We start from the raw sequence: 20,530 nt of genomic DNA on the forward strand, positions 1-20,530 counted from the left end.
AAACATCATGACGTTAATCCAGTCAGCAAAGCTGAATGGCTTGGATCCGTATGCCTATTTAAGTGATGTGCTGAAAAGGTTACCGACACACAAAGTGACCCAAATTGAAGAATTGCTGCCGCACTGCAGGAAACCTAAATCGAATTAAAAAATAGGTATGGGATTCAGCGGACGCTTACATTTAAACCAACTCTAATATCATACATCCTATAGTATTGTTGATTTAGCTTCTACACCATGAACTAGGAGAAACTCATGTCGAATCCTTTAGACCCAGAAAATGATTGGAAAAATAAAATTGCAGATCAAATACTTGACGATTTAATCGAGATTGCCAAGCTTGAAGGTATGACTATTAAAAAAATGAAAGCAGATCAAAATGGTATTTTCTATGTGGAAGAGGAAATATCAATTGACGACTTACTCAAGCAATTTTGAACTCTGCTCATTGAAACGATATAAAGCGCTTGAATTTTATATTTAAAAGCTTAACCAAATTGTATCACCTGTAGATGCGTACATAGCTTCAGCAGTTTCTTTCAACACATCACTCTCATCCGTTTCCATTGATAGTTCATCACATGCAGGATACCTACTATCACTTGTGGAAGAAAAGCTGGATTGAACAATAGACCCATCTTGCATAAATCTAGTTCTATCTTACCTTAAAAGCTGTACACCACGGTAGCTAGCACGCATTTGATTTAATGCTTGAAGACGTCTTTCATTTGTAGTCATTATTACCTTTCTCGACATTAATTTTTTCCTTGATTTTTATCTGAAATTAAGATTAATAATTTATGACATAAATTAAAATTGAGTAATGATCCCACAATACTTCATTAAAATCACCGCGATCAAATAAAAATAAAACAATGTCTTAAAAATCAATCCTCTAAAAACTCCATGACATCTTTACCAGTTCTGACGATTTTCATAGGAGGTTGATTAGTTGCGTTTAGTATAGACCTGAGATCGTCACACTTTATTATTTCATCTTACTAATTTTTGCTGCGGATTTAGCGAATATTTTCGCATTATCTTTATAAACAATCCAATCTACTATAATATCTATCTCACTTTACAAATTTTTCAAGATCTTGCTCTTCAGCACTCTGGTACGAAGACGAACTATTAATTAAAGAATGCCCTCTTCTGAGTGCCAATTCTTTATTAATTTCTTGCTCAGCTATACTGGTCTCACCGTGATTTTTTATGTATTCAGCTCGTTTTTGTATAAATGCTCGCTCACGCTCTCGAACGTTGGAATTCACCGCTGTATTTTCTACTGGGCGAGTAGCTACATAATTATAGCTAATCACTCCGCAAAGTACGATTAAAAAGAAACTGAGTTGCTTCTTTACACTTCTACTCACAAATAATCCTTTAATATTCAGTCAATACTGAAGTTATCATATGCTCATGAGGATGAATTTAAAAACTATAGCGTATGACACTACAAAAGTTCATTACTCAGCTCTAAGGTTAAAATCTTTAAATTCATCAGCATTGCTAGCAAATTCAGCAAAAAAGTTATTCCATCCAAATACTGAATCTCCTGCTTGTATGTTAAGAGAAAATTCTACTTTTAGATCCTTTTATTTTTAGGGGGTATTACTGGGTATCTTTGATTTGTTTGATGTTATCTAAAGCCGTTCTTTTCATAGCAGAATCTCTTGTATCCGAGTAATGCAGAAAGAGTATCGGATACAAGATTGGATACACAAGAGGGCCAAATAAAGCTGTGCATAGCCAAACATAGTTGTGCAAAAAGCAGAAATAAAAAACCCATGAATCATTATAATTCATGGGTTTATATATTAAATCATTACAAAACTGTGCATATGATTACAAAAAACTGGTGGGCCCAGACAGACTTGAACTGTCGACCAACGGATTATGAGTCCGCTGCTCTAACCGACTGAGCTATAGGCCCTATAATTGAATTTGTTATATTTCAACAAGTTCAAGCGCAAAGAATACTAGCGAAGATTTTTTAAAAACACAAGCCATTTTCAGAAATTGCTGTATAGATAGTCAGCAGACGAATTTGATTATTATTGAAATATAAAAACTACACCTTCACTTTCCGAAACATTGCCCGATGGAACTTTAAACGCTTCTCTTTACGCACTTCTAAAAACAACTCAAACATTGACCATACCAAGACCAATAACAACACAGTCAATGCCACAAGAAAAGTCGTCAAATAAGCCACTTTAGTATCCTTCCATGATGCGTGGAATAGTGAAATGATGAATAGAATCATAGCTAATTACGACCAAAGTCTAATGATTTACAAATCATTTGAATAGTGCATTTTTGCTCAATTTAAGACTTAATTTCTCTCAATTCATATATTTTTAATATTAAAAACAAAGTATTTAGAGTTAAAACCAATAAAAGATATAACGCTATATCAACTGCATCACTTGAGATTGCTATATTTCAAACAATTTTCTGTTGACTCTTATATAAAACAAGCAGAAATTATGCATTTCCAGATTCATCAGCTGTTACATCTATGTTGAAAAAATTTATAGGCGAATCCGCATTCAAACTTGCAGGATGGCAATATCAGGTAGAACCCAACGTCCTCGAAAACAAACAAGTGATCGTCGGTTTTGAACACACCTCAATGATGGATGCAATCCTCTCGCTTGCTCTGTTCCAAATTTATGATATTAAAATCCATACTTTAATCAAAAAAGAGCTTTTTAAAGGGCCACTTAAACCTATTTTAGAAAAAGTCGGCGGTATTCCAGTAGACCGTAAATCTAACAAAGATATTGTGTCGCAAATGGTCGAACTTTTTGATCAAAATGAACATTTCAATTTGGTCATCGCACCCGAAGCAACTCGCGCAAAAACAGGTGAAGCCCGCAAGCCAATTCGTACAGGTTTTTGGCATATTGCCAAAGCAGCCAATGTGCCTATCGTTTTAATGTATGCCAACTCACAAACCAAACAAGGTGGGATTTTTGGCAAAATCTATCCGACAGATTTAGATCACGATATGGCACTTATCCAACAATTATATAAAGAACAAGTGGGCTTAGATATTGTCATTCCTGAGCCCAAAACAACTCAAAGCAACACTTAAAAAACCTAAAACTCTGCCCTTTATCTAAAAAAAGGGCTTATGTTAGAATGGGCGCAATTTTGATAGGCATACTGCCAATCTGTAAGGAGCATAGTTCGCATGGCGGGTCATTCCAAGTGGGCCAACATTAAGCATCGTAAAGCCAAACAAGATGCTAGTCGTGGTAAGTTGTTTACCAAATTTATTCGTGAATTAACAACTGCTGCAAAGCTCGGCGGTCCAGATGCGGCAAGTAACCCTCGTTTACGTGCTGTTGTGGAAAAAGCACTTTCAGTTAACATGACACGTGACGTCATTAACCGTGCCATCCAGCGTGGTGCAGGCGGTGAAGATAACGACGATCTTAAAGAAGTAACCTATGAAGGTTATGGTGTAGGTGGTGTTGCGGTTATTGTAGAAACCATGACAGACAACTTAAACCGCACCGTGCCAGATGTACGTCACTGTTTCTCTAAAACTGACGGTAACTTAGGCACCAATGGTTCTGTAGCATTCCTATTCACCAAACGTGGTGAAATTTCATTTGAAGATTCATCTTTAGAAGATCAAGTGATGGAAGTGGCTTTAGAAGCTGGCGCAGAAGATATTGAAGTGTCTGAAGATGGCATTTTGGTTATTACTACGCCAGAAGCTTTTGGTATAGTTCAAGATGCGCTAACAGCAGCAGGTTTGAAATCTGACAATGCTGAAGTGGTTATGAGTCCATCGACCAAAGCAGAAATTACAGACATCGATCAAGCGAAAAAAATTATGAAAATGATTGATATGCTTGAAGATTTAGATGATGTTCAAAACGTATATACCAACGTTGAATTCTCTGATGAAGTTTTAGCACAATTAGACGCATAATCGGTCTAACTGCAATTCCTAAAAACGCACGTTCTCGTGCGTTTTTTTATAGATCCAGTCAAAATAATTCTAAGATTCTAATAAATTAAACTTTATTTAATAAACCATGACAGTTTAAAACATCATATTCTTTAATCACAAAGCTAGAATGCAAACCTGCCACATGCTCAATTTTACCAATCCGTTTTAATAAAATTTCGCTGTAATTTTCCATATCTCGTGCCACAACCTCTACAATAAAATCTGCAGTCTGTCCCGTCACCAAAAATGCACGTATCACTTCAGGAATACTTTCCAATTCATCCAAAAATTTAGCAAAAATATCGGTATCGTGTTTGCTCAAAGACACCTGCAACAACACATGCAAACTAAAGCCCAGTTTTTGATAATTAATTTCACGCTTTAAACCTGAAATAATTTTATGATCGATCAGACTTTTAATACGGCGATGCACCGAACTTACCGACAGATTAACCCGCTCGGAAAGTTCATTCAAATTGACATCTTCATTGCTTAAAATTTCTAAAATATGCTTATCGTAGCGATCTAATTCCATTTTCAAGCACTCAATCTAATCTGATAAAATTTAAACTCATGCTGCCATTATACTTAAATTATTTTGCAGACTAAGCATCTTTATCGAAAATTATTTTCCATTATTAAAGCAAAATGTTTATGATTCAACAGATCACCGCTTATCGTTTTGAGCAACTTAACAGACAAACGGAACAGCTTTCTAATTTATTGATTTTCAAATTTTTAAATTTAAAAAACTCAACAAAACAACGATTCTACTCATAAATTTTCACAATCCCGACCGTCTATCTTTTACAAGTGTATAGAAATGTATTAAAACAGATGCGCTCGACAATAAGCACAATGCAGCACAACAAAACCAATAAAAATACAAGGAATCGTCATGGCTTTTAAATCTCTAAGCTTGCTGAAAATAAAATTAGCTCTGTATTTACCATAGAAACTCAGACCAGCTCTTTATTCGATGGACTCTTAAGTGGTGGCTCTTTAAGCAATACCTTTTCTGGTTTGCTTGGCAGCCTGACTGGTTCGACCTCGACCACACCTACCTTAGATTCTTTATTAAAAAGTTTACTCTCTGGCAGCAGCTTAGATAGTTCTAGCCTAACCAATCTAATTAGCCAATTTTCAAGCTCAAATACCAACTTAGATATCACCAGCTTAATTAGCAAACTGACACAATCCAATAGTGGTAGCTTCGATATTGCTTCCATCACCAACTTACTCAGCGGCATGATTGGCAGCAATGCAGGTGATTTAGATATTACGAAACTCACCCAATTAGTGAATGGATTAATCTGTGGCAATACAGGTAATCTTGACATTGCTCAAATTACTCAATTGGTCAGCGGTTTGATTTCGGGCAATAGTGACCTCGATATGGCTGCAATCACACAACTGGTTGGTGGTTTAATTGGCGGCAATACTGGCAATTTAGACGGCATGGATATCGCAGCGATTGCTGAATTGGTAGGCGGGTTAATGCAAGGCAATGGTGATCTTGATATTGCACAAATTGCTCAACTGGTTAGTGGTTTGATTGCGGCAACATCGGTGGAGGTTTAGGCGGCATGGATATCGCGGTCATTGCAGAACTTGTAGGTGGCTTAATCCAAGGTAATGGCGATCTTGATATTGCAGAAATTGCGCAATTGGCAAGCGGCTTAATTGGCGGTAACATCGGTGGTGATTTAGGTGGTCTAGATATCGCTGCTCTAGAACCAATTCTTGCGTTGCTTAATCCTGAAGGTCAGCTTGCAAGTGACTTTGATCTAGGTGGTTTATTAAATAATCTGACTGGAGATACAACTGGTGGTTTCAGCTTAGATGACTTAAGTGATGACTTTGACAACTTAATTTTTGGTTCAGATTTTAACATCAGCGACTTACTGCAAGGTGCGTCATCTACAACCAGTTCAGAGATCAATATTGATAGCTTAGTCCCTGCATTAGGCGATGCATTTGGCAATTTAACTGGTGGCACATCAGACACTCAATTTGATTTAGCTACCCTGCCAAATTTGGTACAGACTTTTGATTTGAATAACTTAAATTCTTTGTTCTAATCCTTGGTTTTAGGTTTTTATACATCAGTATCCAAAAAATACGCGCAGATTGCGCGTATTTTATCTGAGGCGATAACATTTAAATACCGCGCCAATCTACACGTGCATTACGCTCAGTTTGATAAATACGAGAAACATATTGCCCTAAAGGTAAATCCAGCAAATATTTTTTATAATCTTTAAATTCTTCAGAAATCACTTCATCATGTTCTTTTTCCCACGGCGTTCCAGAAATTTCCAAAATAGGTGCAAGCATCGAACACACTGAAATATCGGCCAAACCTAAACGCTCACCCACAAAATAACGCCCGTAATTATCAATCAAATGCTGATTTAAAATGACAATTAATTCATCCATCCGCTGTTTGGATTCTGCAACTTTATCTTGATCGAGCTGATAGCCCTTAGACACCAAGGCTTTAATAATTGGCTTGGAATATTTAGAAAATTGACGCAAATAGCCTTTTTCGCCAATTAAAATTTCCAAAGGTTCTTCACTTTCAGATAATGCATGCGCCAACCCCCATCGACGCACATGCTGCCCCAATTCATCAGCCAAAGTATTTATGACCAACGCATGTTTATATTGTTCGGCATCACTGCGTAACAAGGCATGTTCGGGGTAAATATCATCTAGATATAAAGCAATTTGAGTCGAATCTGCTATCCAGCGGTCTTGATCACGTAAAATAGGTAATTTATTTTGCCCTGTTTTTAATTGGGCAAAAGCGCGATGCACACCTGGAATTAAGTTTTGCGCATCATAATCTAACTCTTTATGATCCAATAACCAGCGAGCTTTCTCACAAAAATGAGACAAAGGAAACTGGTATAAGATGCGCATAAAATCTCCATATTTAAAATTTTGATATCCAAAGCAGTATCAATACTGTGCTTGTCATACTTTAGTCATAGCCTCTTATAATTACAATGTACTTTTTATTCAAAATTCAGGCGAAACAGTCAGCAATTCAAAATCAATTCCGAAAAGAAATTCTACGTACAGCATCAAGCACGCTAGATTGGAGAAACATCTGTCCGATGACCTGACTTTATCTGCCCTTTCATGTAAAATCGTGCCTAATTTTTAAATAACACGTTGTGAGTTATTCATGGGTTTTAATTGTGGTATTGTGGGCCTGCCAAACGTTGGTAAATCTACGCTTTTTAATGCTTTAACCAAAGCTGCAATTGCAGCGGAAAACTTCCCGTTCTGTACCATTGAGCCAAATACAGGCATTGTACCTGTGCCAGATTCACGTTTGGACAAATTGGCGGAAATCGTAAATCCGCAACGTGTATTACCCACCACGATGGAATTTGTGGATATTGCAGGTTTGGTTGCAGGTGCATCTAAAGGTGAAGGTTTAGGTAACCAATTCCTTGCCAACATTCGTGAAACTGATGCGATTGCGCATGTAGTTCGTTGCTTTGAAGATGAAAACGTCATTCACGTAAATGGTAAAATTGACCCATTAGATGACATTGCAACCATCAATACCGAACTTGCGTTGGCCGATTTAGAAACGGTGAGCAAAGCCATTACACGCTTAGCAAAATCTGCCAAAGGTGGCGATAAAGAAGCCGTAGCGACCAAAGCCGTTTTAGAAAAAATCCAACCTTTACTGGATGATGGCAAGCCTGCACGTGCAGCCAATTTAGATGACGATGAACGCAAATTGGTTCGTGGTTTTGGTTTATTAACCTTAAAACCAACCATGTATATTGCGAACGTGGCAGAAGATGGCTTTGAAAATAACCCGCACTTAGATGCAGTCAAAAAACTTGCTGCAGAAGAAAATGCGATTGTGGTGCCTTTATGCAACCAAATTGAAGCCGAAATTTCATTACTTGAAGATGAAGACCGTGCAGAATTCCTAGAAGCTCTTGGTATGGAAGAACCAGGGCTGAACGTAGTGATTCGTGCAGGTTATGCGCTGTTAGGTCTGCAAACTTACTTTACTGCAGGCGTACAAGAAGTCCGCGCGTGGACAGTGAAAGTAGGTGCAACTGCACCACAAGCAGCAGGCGTAATTCACACTGACTTTGAAAAAGGCTTTATCCGCGCAGAATGTATTGCTTATGAGGATTTCGTACAATACAACGGCGAAGCAGGTGCAAAAGAAGCAGGTAAATGGCGCTTGGAAGGTAAAACTTATATCGTACAAGACGGTGATGTTTTACACTTCCGTTTTAATGTTTAATTGTTTTTATGTTTAGTTTAAGAACAATGCTTACAGCCGAGCATTGATTCAATAAAAAAACCTCGATGTAAGCATCGAGGTTTTTTTATAGGCGATTCTGCATCACATCAATGCAAAATAATCTCAACTAAGACTGCACCACATTGCCCTTTTGTTTCGGGTCGGTATTACCCAATTCAGGATGCGCCAAAGCATCGGCACATTGTTTTTTATCACGTTCATAATCGGCTTGTTTTTGTGCAAGACTGCTTGAACTGTCAATCGTCGCACGTGCCCAAATTTCCAAACTGGTCAAGGCCTTACGACACAGCGCATATTTCCCTTCCGTTACAGAGTCGGTCATTTTGACATTAATACGCCAGTCGGTACTTAATTTACGGGCAGGTTTGCGGACTTTATCTTCAATTAAGTTACGCTGTTTACGATACACGTACGGCTCAACTTCATTCATTAATTCCCACGCGGCTTGCGCATACACAGTCGCATCATTGGTGAGTTTTGGCGCAGGCTTAATTTCTACTGTTTTTTGCGGGTTGTTGTCATTGCTACACGCTTGCAATAACAGGCTACTGCATAACATTGAAGCAAGCAGGATTACAGGTGTTTTCAATTTCAACATATCGGTTCGCCCATACAAACAATTCGGCATCATGCTAATGAATTCAAGTATAATACACAATCTTCATTTGACCCATCGTTCAACTTTCTCCCACAAGGTGTGTCGTGTCCGTACACAATATTCAAACTGCGCCCGCAGCAAGTTTTTGGCAAGGTGCAAAAGATAGTCAGGCGATTATTTTCACCTATCTGCCTGTTTCTTTTGCTTTTGGTGTTTCTGCAACTCAATTCGGCTTTAGCGCATGGGAAGCCTTATTTTTATCTTGCTCGATGTATGCAGGGGCGAGTCAATTTTTAGTCGTTGCCTTATTGGGCAGTGGAACTTCAATCTGGATGACCGCATTAACGGTAATCGCCTTGGATATTCGACATTTACTTTACGGCCCGGCCTTACAAAACCTGATTCAAGATCGTTTAAACCTAAAAAAAACTGCAATTTGGTCATGGGGTCTGACCGATGAAGTTTTTGCCTCAGGCATGATTAAACTGTCACAGCGCCGTCAGGAATGGTCTGAATCATGGATGCTTGGACTGAGTTTATTTAGTTGGTTGTCTTGGGCATTAGGCTCTTTGTTAGGCGGATTATTTGCCGATCAAGTCACTAAAATGCCACAGTTTTTGCAAGCGGCGCTCGACTTTTTACTGCCCGCTTTATTCCTTAGCTTCTTATTGGCAGCATTTGAAAAGAAACACACCTTTGTCGTGGGAATCACCATTCTAGTATCTGCCGTAGCTTGTTATTTTATTGACTTATCTGCTGCAATTTTTATTGGGATTTCTTCAGGTATTTTGGCGGGATTATTTAAACACTATGTTTTAAAACAACCCGACCCTGAACATACAGGAGCAAAATCATGAGTTTAGAAATTATTTTGGTCGGTATTATGGTCGGTATCGCAAACTTCGCCTCACGTTTTGGGCCATTTTTTGTGATTCAAAAGTTTCAACAAGGCTCACAGCAACGTGGTGCTTTATGGCTTAAAATCGCTTTGGGCAGCATTGGTATAGCCGCAATTAGCTCTATGCTCGTGGTTGCAACCTTGCCACCTTTGCTTGAAACACCCAATAAAAGTTTTGCGATGTTGATTGGCTTTTTAGTGCTGACAGGTTTGTATTTTAAGTTTAAGAAAATCGTACCTGCCACGCTTACCGCAGCCATCACCTATGGTTTAATTTATACTTATGTGCCATTTTCGTTCTAATGTTGCTGAAATTTAGAGGTTGAATCGTCCAAATGATCTATTTCAGGATTCAGCCTTAACTGCTTTAAAGCACTGAATGCAATATAAGTAGATGACAAAATCATGATTTTGTTGCAAACAGGGCTTAACTCATGGAACAGTTCTGCTATGCTAAAAGCCCACTTTAGCAAGGACGATTCACATGAGCGTGACCATTGGTACTCCCCTTCAATCTTCTGCTTTTAAAGTTTTGCTATTGGGTTCAGGGGAACTCGGTAAAGAGGTGGTAATTTCACTGCAACGCTTAGGCGTAGAAGTACATGCCGCCGATCGCTACGACCATGCGCCAGCCATGCAAGTCGCACATTATGCTTATACTTTAAACATGGCAGATGCCACAGAATTAAAACAACTGATTGAAAAAATTCAACCCAATTTAATTGTGCCTGAAATTGAGGCCATTGCGACATCAGTTTTACTTGAAATTGAAGCGCAAAATATTGCAACAGTGATTCCATCTGCCAAAGCGGTAAATTTGACCATGAACCGTGAAGGCATTCGTCGTTTGGCTGCAGAAGAATTAGGTTTGCCGACATCCGCTTATCGCTTTGCCAATTCTCTCGAATCTTTCCGCGCTGCATGTGATGACATTGGTTATCCAAACTTTGTGAAGCCTGTGATGTCATCTTCAGGCAAGGGACAATCGCGTGTCACCTGCTTTGATGAAGTTGATGCAGCTTGGGAATATGCCCAGACTGGCGGGCGCGTCAATCAAGGCACTGTGATTGTTGAATCACAAATTGACTTCGATTTTGAAATTACCTTATTAACCGTACGTGCTAAAAACCCAGAAACTGGTGCGATCGAAACTTCATATTGCGACCCAATTGGTCACCGTCAAGATGCAGGCGACTATGTAGAAAGCTGGCAACCTCAAGCCATGAGTGATGCTGCCTTGACTGAAGCCAAACGAATTGCACACAAAGTGACTACTGCCTTAGGTGGTTGCGGTATTTTTGGTGTAGAGCTGTTTGTGAAAGGCGATAAAGTCTGGTTCAGTGAAGTCTCTCCACGTCCACACGACACAGGTTTGGTGACATTGGCTTCACAATTCCAAAGTGAATTCGAATTACATGCCCGCGCGATTTTAGGCTTACCTGTCAATACCACACGCCATAGCGTTGCAGCCAGTGCAGTGATTTATGCAGGTGTCGATGCAACAAATCTTTCATTTTCTGGCCTGAATCTTGCATTAGCACATCCCGATACAGATTTACGTTTATTTGGCAAACCTGAAGGTTTTGAACGTCGTCGTATGGGCGTTGCCACTGCGCGAGCAGAAACCACAGAGCAAGCGCGTGAGCTAGCTCAGCAGACTGCGGACACTGTTCGTGTTCATTTAAACGAAAATCAAAATTAAGCTCGTCATTGCATAACGGAATTGTCCATGATCATTACATTACCCTTGCTGAATTATGTAAAAAGCAACCATGACATTCAGGCCATTAACCAATGGCGCACCGATGTCGAAAATCAGCTACAACAATGTTTTGAAAATGGACAATCCATTCGTGAAGTGATTTTGGCGCGTTCTAACCTGATTGATGAAGCGCTCACTTTCTTATGGCAACATGCTGAATTAGACAAAACCGATTTAAGCCTATTTGCGGTAGGTGGCTATGGGCGCAAAGAAATGCTGCCCTATTCAGATGTCGATATTATGGTGTTATCGGAAGATGCAATTACAGCAGAACAAGAACAACTTATTTCGACCTTTATTTCATCTTTATGGGATGTTGGCAATTTCAAACCTGCCACCAGCGTGCGGACTATTCAGGACTGTGTGATTCAGGCAACCAGTGATTTAACTGTTGCGACTGCCTTGATTGAAGCGCGTTTAATTACGGGAAATCAGCAGCTTGCCAAATGGCCGCGTCGTATTGTTTCGCAAACTTGGACAGATAAAACTTTTTTTGATGCCAAAATGGAGGAACAAAGCAAGCGTTATGCGCAGCACAATGACACCGAAAGTAATTTAGAACCCGATATTAAAAATGCTCCGGGCGGTATTCGTGACATCAACCAAATTGGCTGGATTGCCAAACGCCATTTTCGGGTCAATCGTATTTACGACTTAGTGCATTTAGGTTTTATTTCAGAGTTTGAATTGGGTGTACTCGAAGAAGCCGAAAGCTTTTTATGGGAAATTCGTCATCATCTCCACCGTTTAACCAAACGTGATGAAAACCGTTTATTGTTTGATTATCAACGAGATATTGCAGCAACTTTTGGCTATGTTCGAGAAGAAGGTAAACCGCAAAATTACCCGATTGAACAATTTATGAAGCGTTATTATCGCTCTGCACAGCAAGTTTCCACTTTAAATGAAATGTTGCTGGCCTATTTTAATGAGTCGGTCATTACCCCGCGTTTGCCTAATTATGAACGTAACATTGAAGAAATTAATGAAAATTTTAAACTGGTCGATGGCAAACTTGCCGTGCAGCACCACAAAATTTTCTCAGAAAAACCAAGCGCAATTTTAGAAATTTTCTATTTATTGGCCAATCGTCCTGAAATTGAAGGAATTCGCGCACGAACACTGCGCCTGCTGACACTTGCAGCCAAGCGTATTGATCAAAGTTTCCGTGATGATACAACGCATCAAGCGCTGTTTATGGCAATTTTGCGCTCACCGCACCGCTTGTATAATACCTTGGTGACTATGAAACGCTTAGGTGTATTAGGCAATTACATCCCCGCTTTTGGTCAAATTACAGGTTTAATGCAATACGACTTATTCCATATTTATACAGTCGATGCGCACATTTTACTATTACTCCGCAATTTAAGCCGCTTCAAAGAACCTGAATTCGCGAAAGATTTTCCTGTGGTCAGTTCGGTATTTCAGCGTTTAGCCCGTCGTGACATTATTTATTTGGCTGCGATTTTCCATGATATTGCTAAAGGTCGTCGTGGTGATCACAGTGAACTTGGTGCGGTAGATGCGATTGAGTTTTGCCGTAAACACGGATTTACTGAACGTGAATGTAACCTTGTGGCATGGTTAGTCAAAAATCACTTGTTGATGTCAGTCACAGCACAGAAAAAAGATATTTCTGACCCCGATGTGGTCAAGGAATTTGCCGAAAAAATGGGAGATATGGAGCATTTAGATTATCTCTATACCTTAACGGTTGCTGATATTAATGCGACTAATCCAACACTCTGGAACTCATGGCGTGCATCCTTAATGCGCCAACTTTATACGCAAGCGCGTGATGTCATTCGCTCAGGACTTGGGCGTCCCGTCGATTATCAAATGCTGATTGAAGACACCAAATTTGCGGCAAGCGAGTTACTGGTTAAAGATTTTGAACTCAGTGCTGTTGAAAAAGTCTGGCAAGAACTGGGCGATGAATACTTTATTAAAGAATCTGCCGATGAAATTGCATGGCATACCCGCGCGATTTTGGAGCATGGCGATAATCCTGCACCATTAGTGCTCATGCGCGCGCACCGAAAATCAGCACAAGACGCAGTACAAATCTTTATTTACACGCAAGACCAACCCAACCTATTTGCCACAACTGTCGCTATTTTAGACCGCATGAACCTTGACGTTCAGGATGCACGAATTATTACTGCGACCAAAGCCTTTAGTTTGGATACTTACGTGGTCTTAGACCGTTTTGGCACACTCTTAACAGACCCTGAACGTGAAGAAATGGTGATTGAGGCTTTAGTGAATGCCTTGAGCCAGTCAGATAAATATCCGGGTCTGATGCAACGCCGCATTCCGCGTCAATTACGTCATTTTGACATTGAAAATACAGTAGAAGTGACTTTCAATGCAGCGCTGAATCAAAACATGGTCGAAATTGCCACACTAGATCATCCCGGGTTACTCGCCAAAATTGGCGGCTTGTTTATGATGCAAGGCTTAGATATTCACTCCGCCAAAATTGCCACCCTGGGCGAACGTGCCGAAGATATTTTCTTCGTCACCAAAAAAGATGGCAACCCAATGACAAAGTCTGAAGCAGATACCTTTGCCATCCAGCTCAAAGCTGCTTTAGATGAGGCCTCTAATCAGGTCTGTGGTCAACATTAACTTCAATTTACGGAACATCCATGAACTCAAGTTTGTCCTTATTACATCCTTACCCTTTTGAAAAGTTAAACAAACTATTTCAGGACGTACAACCTGCAAATTTGCCGTTAATTCCACTGTCTATTGGCGAACCTAAACATCCTGCACCTGAATTTGTCAAACAGGCCATTATTGATAATTTTCAGCATTTATCAACTTATCCGAACAGCAAAGGTCTGCCTGAATTACGTCACAGCATTGCCCATTGGCTGACACAACGCTTTCATTTAAAGCAAGTTAACCCAGACACACAAGTACTCCCCGTTTCAGGTACACGTGAAGCGATTTTTTCCTTTGTACAAGCCTTGATTCGACGTGAAGATGCGCCTTATGTAGTGATGCCCAATCCGTTTTATCAAATTTATGAAGGGGCAACTTTATTGGCAGGTGCTCAACCCTATTTCATCAATTGCACCGAAGACAATAATTACTTGGGTGATTTTGATGCTGTACCTGCAAAAGTCTGGGAAAAAACTGCTTTATTATTTGTCTGTACACCGGGAAATCCAACGGGTGCTGTCCTTTCAAAAGAACAATTTAAAAAGCTGATTGCCCTGTCAGATCAATATAATTTTGTCATTGCATCTGATGAATGTTATTCAGAATTATGGTTTGACCAAGCGCCTACAGGTTTACTGGAAGTCTGTGCCGAACTTGGACGCGATGACTACAAAAACTGCATCGTATTCCATTCTTTGTCTAAACGCTCAAACTTACCCGGCATGCGTTCAGGCTTTGTTGCGGGCGATGCCAACTTATTAAAACCTTATTTGCAATATCGTACCTATCATGGTGCGGCAATGCCTGTACAACATCAATTGGCATCTATTGCAGCTTGGGATGATGAACAGCACGTTGAAGATAATCGTCAACAATATCGCGCCAAGTTTGAATTATTCCAAACGGAACTTGGGCATTTACTGCCATTAAAAAAACCAGATGCAGGTTTTTATTACTGGCTCAAAGTCGACCATGATGAAAATTTTGCCAAAATATTGATGGAAAAAGCCCATATTAAAGTGCTGCCAGGTCGGTATTTATCTCGTGAAACCGCACAAGGTAACCCGGGTGAAAACCATGTTCGCTTAGCTTTGGTTGCAGATTTGGCGCAATGTGAACAAGTAATTCAACGTCTTAAAGCGATTTTATAAGTTAATGATTTCAACTAAATTTAAGGCGATCATCTGATCGCCTTAATCAGGGTCTGTTGACATTTCATAAATGGCTTGCGCTGTAGGCTAAAACTGAGCAGATCAGGCATGAAACGCAAGTAATAGCGAGACTATTGCCAAGTTTCATGACGCAATCTGAGAAAGTTTTAGCCACATGAGCAATAACAAAGCACTGCTTTGTTTGCTGCGCAAGGGGGCGAGCATATTTTTGCTACTATTGCTTTATGAGTCAGTCATTTAGAATGACTAAATTTCCTGTCCCATGCCTTATATCAGCTAAAAAATATGCGTTGTCGCAAATATAGACGAAGTGTCAACAGACCCTAAATTATTTGCACAAGCGCAAGCCTTTATCCTAAAGCCTTTTCAATTTCCGCCTGCAAATCTTCAGGTTTTGTGGTCGGAGCAAAACGGTTCAACACCTTGCCATCTTTGCCAATTAAAAACTTGGTGAAATTCCATTTAATTCCGTTGCCCAAAATACCTTTACTGTTATTGGTCAGGTAACGGAAAATCGCATGTGCTTCAGGCCCTTTCACATCAATTTTGCTAAACATTGGAAAACTGACACCATAGTTTTTTTGGCAGAAGCTCCCAATTTGCTCATTGGAACCTGGATCTTGCCCACCAAACTGATTGCACGGAAAGCCCAAAACTTCCAGACCTTGGTCTTTATATTGTTGGTATAACTTTTCCAAACCCGCAAATTGAGGCGTAAAACCACACTTGCTGGCTGTATTTACAATCAACAAAACCTTCCCTTCATAATCGCTAAAGGCTTTATTTTGTCCATCTAACAACTCAGCTTCAAACTGATAAATGTTGGTCATGGATAATTTCCCTCATCATTTTTTTCTTTTGTTTTGAGTTCTAAAGAAGCCGAATTGACACAATAGCGCAATCCTGTTGGCTGTGGACCATCATCAAAAACATGCCCTAAATGTGCGTCACAATGATGACAAACAATCTCAGTACGCTGCATGCCATGCGAACCATCCTGATGTTCTTCAATCACCCCAGGCTGGATTGGACGATAGAAACTTGGCCAACCGCTACCGCTGTCATATTTTGTTTCAGATGAGAATAGCGCTGTACCGCAACAACGACAGGTATAAATCCCCTCTTGTTTAGTATTCCAATATCTCCCCGTAAAAGCAGGCTCCGTGCCTTTTTGACGTGTAATCCGAAATTCCTCTGGTGATAACTCTCTTTGCCATTCTCGGTCTGTTTTATTGAGTTTTCCCATCACTAACTCCTTTAAATCTTTGACATTCAGTGTCATGCTTCAGTACTTCCATTTTTACGCTAGACCTTGCAAAATATCTAGCTAAATTTCAGCATAGATTGTGATATTTCAGTAATCTATAATTTATTTATCTTCTAATCATTGGATGGAACTATGTCCGTACTAGGTAACACGACTCCGCGCGAAATAAAAAAATCATCAAAACTTGAGCATGTATGCTACGACATTCGCGGACCTGTGTTACGAGCGGCCAATGAAATGGAAGAGGCCGGTCATAAAATTATTAAACTGAATATTGGCAACCCTGCCCCATTCGGTTTTGAAGCGCCACAGGAAATTATTAATGATGTCGCATTGAATTTGCCTAATGCGATTGGTTATACCGACTCCAAAGGGATTTTCCCTGCGCGTAAAGCGATTTGTCAGTACTATCAGCAAAAAGGCATTTTCGATATGCATGTCAATGATGTGTATATAGGCAACGGCGTGTCTGAACTGATTGTTATGGCGATGCAAGGCTTGTTAGACGATGGCGATGAAATGCTGGTACCAATGCCTGACTACCCGCTTTGGACTGCGGCAGTGAATTTATCGGGCGGTACTGCTATTCACTACAAATGTGATGAAGAAAACTTTTGGTATCCAGACATTGCCGATATGGAAAGCAAAATCACGCCAAATACGCGCGGTATTGTCATTATTAACCCGAATAACCCAACGGGTGCGGTTTATCCACGTCATGTGTTGGAACAAATTGTAGCATTGGCAAAAAAATATGACTTAATTTTATTTGCCGATGAGATTTACGACAAAATTATTTATGACGGCATTGAGCATGTTGCGGTTGCAGCTTTAGCGGGTGATCAACTCTGTATCTCATTTAATGGCTTGTCTAAATCGTATCGCATTGCGGGCTTCCGTTCAGGCTGGATGGCGATTACAGGCGATAAATCACGCGCTGCAGACTACATTGAAGGTTTAGACATGTTGGCGTCTATGCGCTTGTGTGCCAACCATCAGGCGCAGTACGCGATTCAAACAGCATTGGGTGGTTATCAGTCTATCAATGACTTGATTCGTCCAGGTGGTCGTTTATACGAACAACGTAACATTGCATGGGAAATGCTGAACGACATTCCTGGCGTGTCTTGTGTCAAACCTGAGGGTGCAATGTATTGCTTCCCGAAACTTGATCCAAACGTCTATCCAATTGAAGATGACGAAAAGTTAATGCTCGATTTACTCAAAGCAGAAAAAGTTTTATTGGTTCAAGGTACAGGTTTTAACTGGCCAACGCCTGATCATTTCCGCGTAGTATTCTTGCCTGCAGAAAATGAATTACGTGAAGCAATGACACGTTTAGGCCGTTTCTTGGCAAAAATCCGCTAAGATCAAACCGAATCTCTGTTTTAAAATGCCGTGTTGATCACGGCATTTTTTATGGATTTGATTTTTATTTCTATTTTATCTTTCACCTATTGTTCATCACCAAGCAGTAACACAGCAAAGCGATACTCAGACACTTAGGGATACACTTTTACACGCCCGCAAAAGCATGCTGTAATAGCCACAAGCGATTAAGTTTCAGGAATTGAGCATGCACTACCAAGTCCATCTTATTGATGCGCAAAAACCATCACAAAACTATATTTGGTTGCTTGAACATTGTGCCAGCAAACAAGTGGTGGTGGTTGACCCTACCGATGCCAAACCTGTTGAAGATTTTTGCCAAAATCATGGTTTAGAGATCGCGCAAATTTGGTTGACGCATTGGCATCAAGATCATATTGGCGGTGTGCCTGAACTCATTGCAGAACGTAATTTACCTGTTTATGGGCCACGTGAAGAATTGAGCAAAATTCCGTTTATCACGCATCCTTTACAAAACCAAGACCATATCAATTTTCATGATTTACAGGTCGATGTTATTGCCGTTCCGGGACATACCTTGGGGCATATTGTGTATTTTATAGATGCGTTGGATGTATTGTTCTGTGGCGACACTTTATTTGCGATGGGCTGTGGGCGTGTTTTTGAAGGTACATATTTGCAAATGTATCAATCTTTAAACCGCTTGGCAGCGCTGCCTCCGCGTACCCGAGTATATTGCACCCATGAATATACATTGGCGAATGCACAATTTGCACTGCATGTAGAACCCGACAATGTTGCCATTCAAGAGCGTTATCAACTAATTGAAAGTTTACGCATGCTTAATAAACCCACTTTGCCAAGCAGCATCGAACTAGAACTGGAAACCAATCCATTTTTAAGAGCCGAAAGTGTCGAAGAATTTCAGAAATTACGTGAACTCAAAGACAACTTTTAAATTGATGCTTTGATCATAAAGCATCTGATATTTCTCTCGGATTATAAAATCTGATTACTGGCAGCAAACTCATCTAATTGAGTTTGCGTCACCACACGCACAGCATTCATTTCATCGACCCGCACCAACAGCAAATTGGACAATGCAGGCTGATAACGGCGTGCGCTGCCAAAAGGCGTATAAGCCACTTTGGATTGCGAGGAAAACAGTAACCAATCTTCATGCCCAAGCATCACAGCAAAAGGCTCTAGCCCTTGATTTTGCATCTGCTTCACTATGTACTCAGCCTGCTGTTGGATTGTTTGTGCAGTCATGTTTATTTTCCAAATCTTCAAACTCAACCATAGTATAAGCTAATGTCCATTTGGTGCCGACATGCTCCACACTGATATGCATTGCGCTAAATTAAAGCTTTGCATGAAAACAATGGAAAATCTTCATGTGTTCATGCTGAAAATAAATACAGTCTAAAACCAAAAATCATTAACAAATTATTTCCAAGTCATCTTTTGGCAATATATCTAAGACCTTAAAATTAATTACGCCACCTCAGTTAAAATAATAAATATCAATAATTTACAAATAAATAATTCTTTTAAGATATTCTAATTGCTTAAAAGGACTTTAGATTTCTAAAAATCAGTGAAAAAAATGTCAAAGAAATACATTTCTGCCCTTTAAAAATTCAAGAAATATCCCTATTAATAATTAAATAAATGGATAGGAGTTCTCTCGTGAAAAAAGTTGTTAAAGCAAAAAATTTAATTGCGTTTCGTATTTGGTTAGAAAAATTAGGTTATTCAGTCAAAAATTTGGCGGATGGTCACGGTTTCACATTTAGCTTTCAAAAAGAATATGGTTTGGTCACTTGCGAGCTTTCTGGTAATGCTTTAGCAATGAAATTAGGCGAGGAATTTGAAGACCATTTAAAAGCATAAGTACTTATACAATATAGATAAGTATGCGATAACGGTTGAACTTGATAGGATGCAAAAATAAAAATTCAAATCGTATTTCATCAACACTTAAAGATGATCTTGCCCATAACCTGTTTATGGGCTTTTTTTTATACTGAACTTTAAATCTTAAAATACATCTAAGCCTTGTCAAAGAGATGCAATGATTTAAAGCTAAAATAACAGGCAATAAAAAAGCAAGGTCATTGCCTTGCTCTTTAATGTATGGTGGGGACGGAGAGACTCGAACTCTCACACCTCGCGGCGCTGGAACCTAAATCCAGTGCGTCTACCAATTTCGCCACGTCCCCAACATCGGGTACCAACTGAGTTGTTGGATTTTAATTTGGCAGAGGATCAAGGATTCGAACCTTGACGAACGGTTTTGGAGACCGTCATGCTACCATTACACCAATCCTCTGTAACTTAAAATCAAGCTGACTTGATATTTAAGTGGTGGGGACGGAGAGACTCGAACTCTCACACCTCGCGGCGCTGGAACCTAAATCCAGTGCGTCTACCAATTTCGCCACGTCCCCGATGGCTGTGTATATTATAGAGATCACTTCCTGATGACAAGCCTTTTTTATAAAAAAGCACAATGACTGTTTAAATAA

At 39.7% G+C, this 20,530-nt stretch carries 23 protein-coding genes and 4 tRNA genes; 15 read left to right on the forward strand and 12 right to left on the reverse strand.

The features are described from left to right. Both FTT91_RS06810 and FTT91_RS06815 read left to right on the forward strand, forming a co-directional pair. On the forward strand, positions 1-148 hold a 148-nt coding region (locus FTT91_RS06810), incomplete at its 5' end, for a transposase domain-containing protein (RefSeq protein ID WP_180169179.1). 107 nt (positions 149-255) lie between these two features. Beyond that, positions 256-438: a hypothetical protein gene (locus tag FTT91_RS06815; protein WP_104851833.1), complete on the forward strand. Its 183-nt coding sequence runs from the start codon at positions 256-258 to the stop codon at positions 436-438. A 638-nt stretch (positions 439-1,076) separates the two neighbouring features. Here FTT91_RS06815 and FTT91_RS06820 read toward each other — a convergent pair. The 3 genes from FTT91_RS06820 to FTT91_RS06830 all read right to left on the reverse strand — a co-directional run bounded on the left by FTT91_RS06820 (position 1,077) and on the right by FTT91_RS06830 (position 2,218). Then, complete coding sequence (locus FTT91_RS06820; protein ID WP_104851831.1) at positions 1,077-1,376, reverse strand: hypothetical protein; 300 nt, start codon at positions 1,374-1,376, stop codon at positions 1,077-1,079. A 483-nt stretch (positions 1,377-1,859) separates the two neighbouring features. Further along, positions 1,860-1,936: transfer RNA gene (locus FTT91_RS06825), tRNA-Ile, on the reverse strand. A gap of 138 nt (positions 1,937-2,074) precedes the next feature. Beyond that, complete coding sequence (locus FTT91_RS06830) at positions 2,075-2,218, reverse strand: hypothetical protein (RefSeq protein WP_180169180.1); 144 nt, start codon at positions 2,216-2,218, stop codon at positions 2,075-2,077. A 306-nt stretch (positions 2,219-2,524) separates the two neighbouring features. On the opposite strand from FTT91_RS06830, the gene FTT91_RS06835 reads away from it, so the two are divergent. Both FTT91_RS06835 and FTT91_RS06840 read left to right on the forward strand, forming a co-directional pair. After that, positions 2,525-3,103, forward strand: a complete 579-nt coding sequence (locus FTT91_RS06835) for a 1-acyl-sn-glycerol-3-phosphate acyltransferase (RefSeq protein WP_104851825.1) — start codon at positions 2,525-2,527, stop codon at positions 3,101-3,103. Between the two features lie 99 nt (positions 3,104-3,202). Then, positions 3,203-3,952 carry a YebC/PmpR family DNA-binding transcriptional regulator gene (locus FTT91_RS06840; protein WP_070155957.1) on the forward strand — a complete coding sequence of 250 codons (750 nt, stop codon included), beginning with the start codon at positions 3,203-3,205 and terminating at the stop codon, positions 3,950-3,952. A gap of 85 nt (positions 3,953-4,037) precedes the next feature. On the opposite strand, the gene FTT91_RS06845 is transcribed toward FTT91_RS06840, so the two are convergent. After that, positions 4,038-4,508, reverse strand: coding sequence for an Lrp/AsnC family transcriptional regulator (locus tag FTT91_RS06845; protein ID WP_004971430.1), 471 nt, complete (start codon positions 4,506-4,508; stop codon positions 4,038-4,040). 488 nt (positions 4,509-4,996) lie between these two features. Here FTT91_RS06845 and FTT91_RS14665 point away from each other — a divergent pair, with 488 nt between their 5' ends. Continuing rightward, positions 4,997-5,554 carry a hypothetical protein gene (locus FTT91_RS14665; protein ID WP_218952015.1) on the forward strand — a complete coding sequence of 186 codons (558 nt, stop codon included), beginning with the start codon at positions 4,997-4,999 and terminating at the stop codon, positions 5,552-5,554. Positions 5,555-5,559: 5 nt separating this feature from the next. Next, the gene (locus FTT91_RS14670) at positions 5,560-6,054 is read left to right on the forward strand and encodes a hypothetical protein (RefSeq protein ID WP_218952017.1); all 495 of its coding nucleotides are present in this window, start codon (positions 5,560-5,562) and stop codon (positions 6,052-6,054) included. A 79-nt stretch (positions 6,055-6,133) separates the two neighbouring features. Here FTT91_RS14670 and FTT91_RS06855 read toward each other — a convergent pair whose 3' ends face one another. Next, entirely contained in the window at positions 6,134-6,898 is a 765-nt protein-coding gene (locus FTT91_RS06855) for a glutathione S-transferase family protein (RefSeq protein ID WP_180044092.1), read from the reverse strand. A gap of 268 nt (positions 6,899-7,166) precedes the next feature. On the opposite strand from FTT91_RS06855, the gene ychF reads away from it, so the two are divergent. Beyond that, a complete protein-coding gene (gene ychF, locus FTT91_RS06860) occupies positions 7,167-8,258 on the forward strand; it encodes a redox-regulated ATPase YchF (protein ID WP_004971435.1) in 1,092 nt (363 codons plus the stop codon). 127 nt (positions 8,259-8,385) lie between these two features. Here the strand turns inward: ychF and FTT91_RS06865 are convergent, their stop codons facing one another. Then, on the reverse strand, positions 8,386-8,877 hold the full coding sequence (locus tag FTT91_RS06865) for a hypothetical protein (protein ID WP_026438320.1): 492 nt from the start codon (positions 8,875-8,877) through the stop codon (positions 8,386-8,388). Between the two features lie 119 nt (positions 8,878-8,996). On the opposite strand from FTT91_RS06865, the gene FTT91_RS06870 reads away from it, so the two are divergent. The 5 genes from FTT91_RS06870 (at position 8,997) to dapC (ending at position 15,361) form a co-directional block, all read left to right on the forward strand. Further along, entirely contained in the window at positions 8,997-9,734 is a 738-nt protein-coding gene (locus tag FTT91_RS06870) for an AzlC family ABC transporter permease (protein WP_171062558.1), read from the forward strand. Further along, a complete protein-coding gene (gene ygaH / locus FTT91_RS06875; RefSeq protein ID WP_004971441.1) occupies positions 9,731-10,078 on the forward strand; it encodes an L-valine transporter subunit YgaH in 348 nt (115 codons plus the stop codon). The genes FTT91_RS06870 and ygaH overlap by 4 nt, the downstream gene beginning before the upstream one ends. A 181-nt stretch (positions 10,079-10,259) precedes the next feature. After that, on the forward strand, positions 10,260-11,477 hold the full coding sequence (purT, locus tag FTT91_RS06880) for a formate-dependent phosphoribosylglycinamide formyltransferase (protein ID WP_179988445.1): 1,218 nt from the start codon (positions 10,260-10,262) through the stop codon (positions 11,475-11,477). Positions 11,478-11,504: 27 nt separating this feature from the next. After that, positions 11,505-14,171, forward strand: a complete 2,667-nt coding sequence (gene glnD, locus FTT91_RS06885) for a [protein-PII] uridylyltransferase (protein WP_178865516.1) — start codon at positions 11,505-11,507, stop codon at positions 14,169-14,171. A gap of 20 nt (positions 14,172-14,191) precedes the next feature. Beyond that, a complete protein-coding gene (dapC, locus tag FTT91_RS06890) occupies positions 14,192-15,361 on the forward strand; it encodes a succinyldiaminopimelate transaminase (RefSeq protein WP_104851821.1) in 1,170 nt (389 codons plus the stop codon). A 371-nt stretch (positions 15,362-15,732) separates the two neighbouring features. On the opposite strand, the gene FTT91_RS06895 is transcribed toward dapC, so the two are convergent. Together FTT91_RS06895 and msrB are read right to left on the reverse strand one after the other, a co-directional pair. Then, the gene (locus FTT91_RS06895; protein WP_180169181.1) at positions 15,733-16,212 is read right to left on the reverse strand and encodes a glutathione peroxidase; all 480 of its coding nucleotides are present in this window, start codon (positions 16,210-16,212) and stop codon (positions 15,733-15,735) included. Beyond that, positions 16,209-16,628, reverse strand: coding sequence for a peptide-methionine (R)-S-oxide reductase MsrB (gene msrB / locus FTT91_RS06900; RefSeq protein ID WP_180160688.1), 420 nt, complete (start codon positions 16,626-16,628; stop codon positions 16,209-16,211). Before msrB ends, FTT91_RS06895 begins: the two co-directional genes overlap by 4 nt. Positions 16,629-16,781: 153 nt before the next feature. On the opposite strand from msrB, the gene FTT91_RS06905 reads away from it, so the two are divergent. After that, positions 16,782-18,017 carry a pyridoxal phosphate-dependent aminotransferase gene (locus tag FTT91_RS06905; protein ID WP_004971448.1) on the forward strand — a complete coding sequence of 412 codons (1,236 nt, stop codon included), beginning with the start codon at positions 16,782-16,784 and terminating at the stop codon, positions 18,015-18,017. A 208-nt stretch (positions 18,018-18,225) separates the two neighbouring features. Next, on the forward strand, positions 18,226-18,957 hold the full coding sequence (gloB, locus tag FTT91_RS06910) for a hydroxyacylglutathione hydrolase (RefSeq protein ID WP_180169182.1): 732 nt from the start codon (positions 18,226-18,228) through the stop codon (positions 18,955-18,957). Between the two features lie 41 nt (positions 18,958-18,998). Here the strand turns inward: gloB and FTT91_RS06915 are convergent, their stop codons facing one another. Continuing rightward, the gene (locus FTT91_RS06915; RefSeq protein WP_104851819.1) at positions 18,999-19,271 is read right to left on the reverse strand and encodes a hypothetical protein; all 273 of its coding nucleotides are present in this window, start codon (positions 19,269-19,271) and stop codon (positions 18,999-19,001) included. 420 nt (positions 19,272-19,691) lie between these two features. Here FTT91_RS06915 and FTT91_RS06920 point away from each other — a divergent pair, with 420 nt between their 5' ends. Continuing rightward, on the forward strand, positions 19,692-19,895 hold the full coding sequence (locus tag FTT91_RS06920) for a hypothetical protein (protein WP_004971452.1): 204 nt from the start codon (positions 19,692-19,694) through the stop codon (positions 19,893-19,895). A gap of 244 nt (positions 19,896-20,139) precedes the next feature. On the opposite strand, the gene FTT91_RS06925 is transcribed toward FTT91_RS06920, so the two are convergent. From FTT91_RS06925 to FTT91_RS06935, 3 genes are all read right to left on the reverse strand, one after another. Further along, positions 20,140-20,224: transfer RNA gene (locus FTT91_RS06925), tRNA-Leu, on the reverse strand. Positions 20,225-20,260: 36 nt separating this feature from the next. Then, positions 20,261-20,334: transfer RNA gene (locus tag FTT91_RS06930), tRNA-Trp, on the reverse strand. Between the two features lie 33 nt (positions 20,335-20,367). Beyond that, positions 20,368-20,452 (reverse strand) — tRNA-Leu (locus FTT91_RS06935). Positions 20,453-20,530: the final 78 nt, after the last annotated feature.

This window comes from Acinetobacter sp. YH12021, from assembly GCF_013420145.1.
Lineage (GTDB): Bacteria > Pseudomonadota > Gammaproteobacteria > Pseudomonadales > Moraxellaceae > Acinetobacter > Acinetobacter towneri.

Excerpts from the sequence above, each read along its gene's own strand:
- FTT91_RS06815 (WP_104851833.1), top strand. The coding sequence starts at position 256 with ATGTCGAATCCTTTAGACCCAGAAAATGATTGGAAAAATAAAATTGCA.
- FTT91_RS06835 (WP_104851825.1), top strand. The coding sequence starts at position 2,525 with ATGTTGAAAAAATTTATAGGCGAATCCGCATTCAAACTTGCAGGATGG.
- FTT91_RS06840 (WP_070155957.1), top strand. The coding sequence starts at position 3,203 with ATGGCGGGTCATTCCAAGTGGGCCAACATTAAGCATCGTAAAGCCAAA.
- FTT91_RS06845 (WP_004971430.1), bottom strand. The coding sequence starts at position 4,508 with ATGGAATTAGATCGCTACGATAAGCATATTTTAGAAATTTTAAGCAAT.
- FTT91_RS14670 (WP_218952017.1), top strand. The coding sequence starts at position 5,560 with ATGGATATCGCGGTCATTGCAGAACTTGTAGGTGGCTTAATCCAAGGT.
- FTT91_RS06855 (WP_180044092.1), bottom strand. The coding sequence starts at position 6,898 with ATGCGCATCTTATACCAGTTTCCTTTGTCTCATTTTTGTGAGAAAGCT.
- ychF (WP_004971435.1), top strand. The coding sequence starts at position 7,167 with ATGGGTTTTAATTGTGGTATTGTGGGCCTGCCAAACGTTGGTAAATCT.
- FTT91_RS06865 (WP_026438320.1), bottom strand. The coding sequence starts at position 8,877 with ATGTTGAAATTGAAAACACCTGTAATCCTGCTTGCTTCAATGTTATGC.
- ygaH (WP_004971441.1), top strand. The coding sequence starts at position 9,731 with ATGAGTTTAGAAATTATTTTGGTCGGTATTATGGTCGGTATCGCAAAC.
- purT (WP_179988445.1), top strand. The coding sequence starts at position 10,260 with ATGAGCGTGACCATTGGTACTCCCCTTCAATCTTCTGCTTTTAAAGTT.
- glnD (WP_178865516.1), top strand. The coding sequence starts at position 11,505 with ATGATCATTACATTACCCTTGCTGAATTATGTAAAAAGCAACCATGAC.
- dapC (WP_104851821.1), top strand. The coding sequence starts at position 14,192 with ATGAACTCAAGTTTGTCCTTATTACATCCTTACCCTTTTGAAAAGTTA.
- FTT91_RS06895 (WP_180169181.1), bottom strand. The coding sequence starts at position 16,212 with ATGACCAACATTTATCAGTTTGAAGCTGAGTTGTTAGATGGACAAAAT.
- msrB (WP_180160688.1), bottom strand. The coding sequence starts at position 16,628 with ATGGGAAAACTCAATAAAACAGACCGAGAATGGCAAAGAGAGTTATCA.
- FTT91_RS06905 (WP_004971448.1), top strand. The coding sequence starts at position 16,782 with ATGTCCGTACTAGGTAACACGACTCCGCGCGAAATAAAAAAATCATCA.
- gloB (WP_180169182.1), top strand. The coding sequence starts at position 18,226 with ATGCACTACCAAGTCCATCTTATTGATGCGCAAAAACCATCACAAAAC.
- FTT91_RS06915 (WP_104851819.1), bottom strand. The coding sequence starts at position 19,271 with ATGACTGCACAAACAATCCAACAGCAGGCTGAGTACATAGTGAAGCAG.